This is a genomic window from Clostridium sp., from assembly GCF_032552055.1.
Lineage (GTDB): Bacteria > Bacillota > Clostridia > Clostridiales > Clostridiaceae > Clostridium.
The window spans coordinates 1-4,777 of record NZ_JAWGSV010000243.1 but is presented as its reverse complement, the minus strand read 5'-3'; the positions used below and the strand labels follow the sequence as shown (position 1 = coordinate 4,777).

General features: G+C 28.0%; 6 protein-coding genes. All 6 read right to left on the bottom strand.

The window, feature by feature from the left end; all coding sequences use genetic code 11:
* A partial coding sequence (gene zupT, locus E6248_RS13325; protein WP_316341279.1) for a zinc transporter ZupT occupies nt 1-793 on the bottom strand: 793 nt, incomplete at its 3' end.
* Between the two features lie 172 nt (nt 794-965).
* The gene (locus E6248_RS13320; protein ID WP_316341278.1) at nt 966-1,724 is read right to left on the bottom strand and encodes a hypothetical protein; all 759 of its coding nucleotides are present in this window, start codon (nt 1,722-1,724) and stop codon (nt 966-968) included.
* Between the two features lie 75 nt (nt 1,725-1,799).
* The gene (locus tag E6248_RS13315) at nt 1,800-2,030 is read right to left on the bottom strand and encodes a hypothetical protein (protein ID WP_291668587.1); all 231 of its coding nucleotides are present in this window, start codon (nt 2,028-2,030) and stop codon (nt 1,800-1,802) included.
* A 302-nt stretch (nt 2,031-2,332) separates the two neighbouring features.
* A complete protein-coding gene (locus E6248_RS13310) occupies nt 2,333-2,569 on the bottom strand; it encodes a DUF1292 domain-containing protein (protein ID WP_316341277.1) in 237 nt (78 codons plus the stop codon).
* Nucleotides 2,570-2,606: 37 nt separating this feature from the next.
* Nucleotides 2,607-3,050, bottom strand: coding sequence for a DUF2383 domain-containing protein (locus tag E6248_RS13305; protein ID WP_316341276.1), 444 nt, complete (start codon nt 3,048-3,050; stop codon nt 2,607-2,609).
* A gap of 67 nt (nt 3,051-3,117) precedes the next feature.
* Nucleotides 3,118-4,449 (bottom strand): hemolysin family protein, encoded by a 1,332-nt coding sequence (locus tag E6248_RS13300; protein ID WP_316341275.1) that lies wholly within the window; start codon nt 4,447-4,449, stop codon nt 3,118-3,120.
* Nucleotides 4,450-4,777 lie beyond the last annotated feature (328 nt).

The following is a 4,777-nucleotide window of genomic DNA, read 5'->3' as shown; positions in this document are numbered from 1 at the left end:
ATAAAAGACTTACTGCCATAACTATCATTCCTAGTATTAATCCATAGATAGATAGATGATGTTCACCATACTTTTCGGCTGCTGGTAAAAGTTCATCTAGTGAAATAAATACCATTATTCCTGCTACCATAGCAAAAATAATACCAAAAGATAAATCACTAAATATACTTCTTAAAAAGAAGTAACCTACTAAAGCACCAACTGGTTCAGCCATTCCTGATAGAAAAGAATATATAAATGCTTTCTTTTTACTTCCAGTGGCATAATAAATAGGGACAGATACTGATATTCCCTCTGGAATATTATGTATCGCTATTGCTATTGCTATTGGAATTGCTATCCTCATATCAGTTAAAGCTGAAACAAAGGTAGCAAGACCTTCTGGAAAATTATGTATTGCTATTGCTAATGCTGTAAACTTACCCATTCTAAGAAGTCCAGCATTCTTTTTTGCTTCTTCATCTGCCTCAGATAGTATCCCCTTAAACTCATGAGGATTTTCACCACTAGGTACAAACTTGTCTATTATGGCAATCAAAAAAATGCCTAGAAAAAAAGAAATAACTGTTAAGTAGTTCCCCTGCTTTACCCCTAACGCCAATATTAGTGAATCTTTTGCTTTTACAAATATTTCTACCATAGATACATATATCATAACTCCAGCTGAGAATCCTAAACTCACTGATAAAAATTTCCTATTTGTACTTTTAGCTAAAAATGCTATCAAACTTCCAACCCCTGTGGCAAGTCCAGCAAATAACGTAATTAAAAAAGCTATTACTACATTATTCATCTATTACCTCCTAACTTATATATAGTATATTTTACACTGACAACCTTTATTTTTCAATTACTATAAATAAAAGAGAGACCGCAATATTATACTCAATATTACGGTCTCTCTTTTTATTTAATTAAAATATTATAAAATTTAAAGAAAGTAATTTTATTTAATGTTTAAAATTTTATGAACAACTTCTCCAATTTCCATTGTTACCATTACATCTATTATTACAGTCATTATTGGATAAACGTTCATTAATAAATCTTTGCATATCTCTTAAAGCTCTATCATAACCTTGTCTAAATCCAGCTCTAGCTCCTCTTTCAAAACCTTGTCTAGATCCATCTTGGAATCCATTTTGATAACCAGCTCTATATCCTCTTCTAAAGCCTTCTCTTAATCCCCTTTGGAAGCTAGCTCTTGCAAGTTCTTCAGCTCTACTTAACCCTCTTTCTAGTCCATCTCTAAATCCATTACGATATCCAACTTTCTTACCATTCTCAAAGCCACAATTATATCCATTAGCAAATCCTTGTGCTAAGCCTTGCCTTAACCCTTTTTCAAACCAGCATCTACTGTCAATAACTCCGCATTCATTAGTATTACATCCACAACCTGAACTTCCTCTAGCAAATGTATCGTCTTCACTTGCTGCTAAATCTGCTTCATTTAATCCTAAGCCTGCTGAATTTACTCCTAATCGTGCTTCATTTGCTCCAAATCCTGCTGAGTTTGCATTACCAATAGGCTCATTAATAGAATTAGGGTTAAAGTTAAAATTAGTAAAATCATCTGAATCTTCTAATGCTGAAAAATCAAAGTCGTTATCAAAATTATTAAAATTAGCATTTTCATCAAAATTGAAATCTGATCCATCATCTTGAATTCTATTTAAAATTTCATCAAGATTTCCAGAATTTCTTTCATTATTAGTTCCCATCTTTTTTATCTCCTTGTAATATTGTTATATTACATATTATGCATATCTTACTCTTTTGTTCTTAAATATTAATTTCTAATCATTAAGTAAAGATACAACTTCTCTTACTAGTTGTTTAACTCTATCAGGAAGTCTAGAAATAGCTTTTTCTCTCTTTTTTTCATCTTCCATTTGAGCAATTCTTAATACTTCTTGTTGAACTCCAGGAATGTTGTTAAGTTCTGAAGCTATTCTATTAAATCTGTCAGCAAATCTAGGATCTTGCATCTTAGCTTGAAGCCTCATTATTAAATTATAATTATTCATTATTACTACTCCTAATAATATTTTACTTTATATTATTCATAGTTAATTTTATTTGTGAACTTAAAACAGAAATTAGGTGTAAAAGGATGATATTCTTAAAGAAAATAAGAGCCACCTCACAATTAACAATTAGAAAATAACAATTAAAAATTAATGAAAAAACTCATAAATGAGTTTTGAAAAATATATTTTTCAAGTGATTTGTTTCAAATCACTTCACACTTTTTTAATTTTATATTTCTAATTGATACTTTTGTGCGGTAACCCTACTGATATAAGATATGTAATTTAAATATTTATTTCTAGAAACTTAATGCCGAAACTTCTTTATACATTTTTATTTCAGTTTCTGATTCAACTTCACTTAAAGACTCATTCCAATCTTTATCAAATTTTATTTTAAATATTTCTATATTAGATCTTTCATTAACTGGTGCCATAGCAACATATTCATTACCACAAATTAATTTCTGCTCTAATATAGCATATTCTACCTTATTTCCATTTTCATCGCTAAACACCATTGTTTTATCACTCATTTTTCTACTCCTTAATCTTTATTATTTTTCTATAGATTTAGTTAATAGTTATTAAATACTCTTGCATTTCTTTTATATGGTCACTATACATATCAGAGATTTTAATTAAACTTTTTTCAAGATGTTCATGAAAATTAGATTCCTTTATTAATAAATCTAAAATAGCTTTAAACCCCATTTCAGTTCCCTTTATAGCTTTTTCTAATATTTGCTTATCATTATCTATAGCCATTTCCTTAATACTATTGAATATTTCAACTAACTTTCCAAATATCCCTTCTTCTTTTACAGCTTTACCATTTAATTCTTCTATTTCATTTAAAATGACTTTTTTATGTTCTTCTATTGTAAGCAAAGTATTATCAATTAAAACTTTAAGCCTATAATCTTTTACTTTTTCTTTTAATTTTATCATCTCATTTTCTCCCATTATTACGCCTTGCAAATGGGCATTTAAGACTTTAATCAAGTTTTCATCCATAAAAAACACACTCCTTTATACTAGTTTTACTAATATAAAGGAGTGCTATACATTATTTATTACTTTTTTAACAAAGTGCTGCTTCTGCTTCCTTTTCCTTTGCACTGTAATTGATTATTAAGTGAATCTTATCTATTCTCTTTTCATCAAGCTTTAATAGCTTTAATGTAATATTATCAAAAGTTACTTCGCAGTTCTTTGTATTTGTAGGTATTTCACCAAGCTTTTCTATAAATAGTCCAGCTATTGTATCTGCAAACTCAGATTCTAATTCTATATTTAAATAGTCACTAACATCTTCTAATGTCATAAGTCCACTAACAATAAAATTATCATCATCAATTTTTTCTATATCTAAATTTTCATCATACTCGTCAAGTATTTCCCCCATAACTTCTTCTATGATATCTTCCATAGTAACAATACCAGAGAAACCACCGTACTCATCCATTAGTATAGCTATATAAGCCTTTTTTTCTTTTAATTCTTTAAATAAATCATCAATATTCTTGGTTTCAATAAAGAAACATGGCTCTTTAAGTAAATCCTTAATATTAACATTATCTACACCTTTTGCTACTATACTAGCAAATAAATCCTTCATATGAAGTATTCCTATAATATTATCAACATCATCCTCATAAACAGGAATTCTTGAAAAGTTTTCATCTAATATATCTTTTATACAATCTCTAATTTTTGCATTTACATTTAGTAAAAAGGTTTCAGTTCTAGGTGTCATTATTTTCTTAGCTGTTGTATCATCAAACTCAATAATTCCATCTATCATTTCTCTTTCTGATTGATTGATGGCACCATTTTCTTCACCTATCTCAATTAAACTTCTTATTTCCTCTCTAGATATTTGCTCATCTATGCCTTCTGTTTTTACACCTAACATTCTAAGTATTAAGCTTGTTGAAAAAGATAAAAACCATACAAAAGGCTTGGCCACTTTTGATATAAAAATAATAGTTTTAATAGATGACATAGCTAGCTTTTCTGAATTTTGAAGAGCTATTCTCTTAGGAACTAGTTCTCCAAGTACCAATGTAATATATGATATAGCTATTGTAGTAAGTACTAAAGCTATACTTTCACTATATGGTATATTAAAATCTTTTAATACATTTGCAAAGCCAACTGAAATTGATGTTGCTGCTGAAGCCGATGCAAAGAAACCTGCTAATGTTATACCAACTTGTATTGTTGATAAAAAGTTATTTGGATCTTTCATTATTCCTTTTAACAATATAGCTTTTTTATTTCCTTCATCTGCTAAAATACTTATTTTTGTTTTGTTTAATGATACTATAGCCATTTCTGCTGATGCAAAAAAAGCATTAATAACAATTAAGATTAAAATTAAAATTAAACTACTCCCGGGACTACCTTCCATTTACTCATTCTCCTTATTTTAAAATATAATGAATTCATTCTATCATATTAATTATTACTATTTCAAATTTCTATTTATAACTATACTATTTAAATTATCCTAATTATCTAAATTATCAATATTTATATCAATATAGGCTAGTTTTACTTAATAAAGCATTAATTCTCTGCAATTCTCTTGTATAGTGAAGAGTAAAAAATTAAGAACTAATGAAAAAACTCCTTACGGAGTTTTAAAAAATAATTTATTGTAGTAATTCTGAAAGAATTACCTCCTTATTTTTTCATTATTCATTTTTAATTATAAATAAAGCTGTCCTAGGACAGCT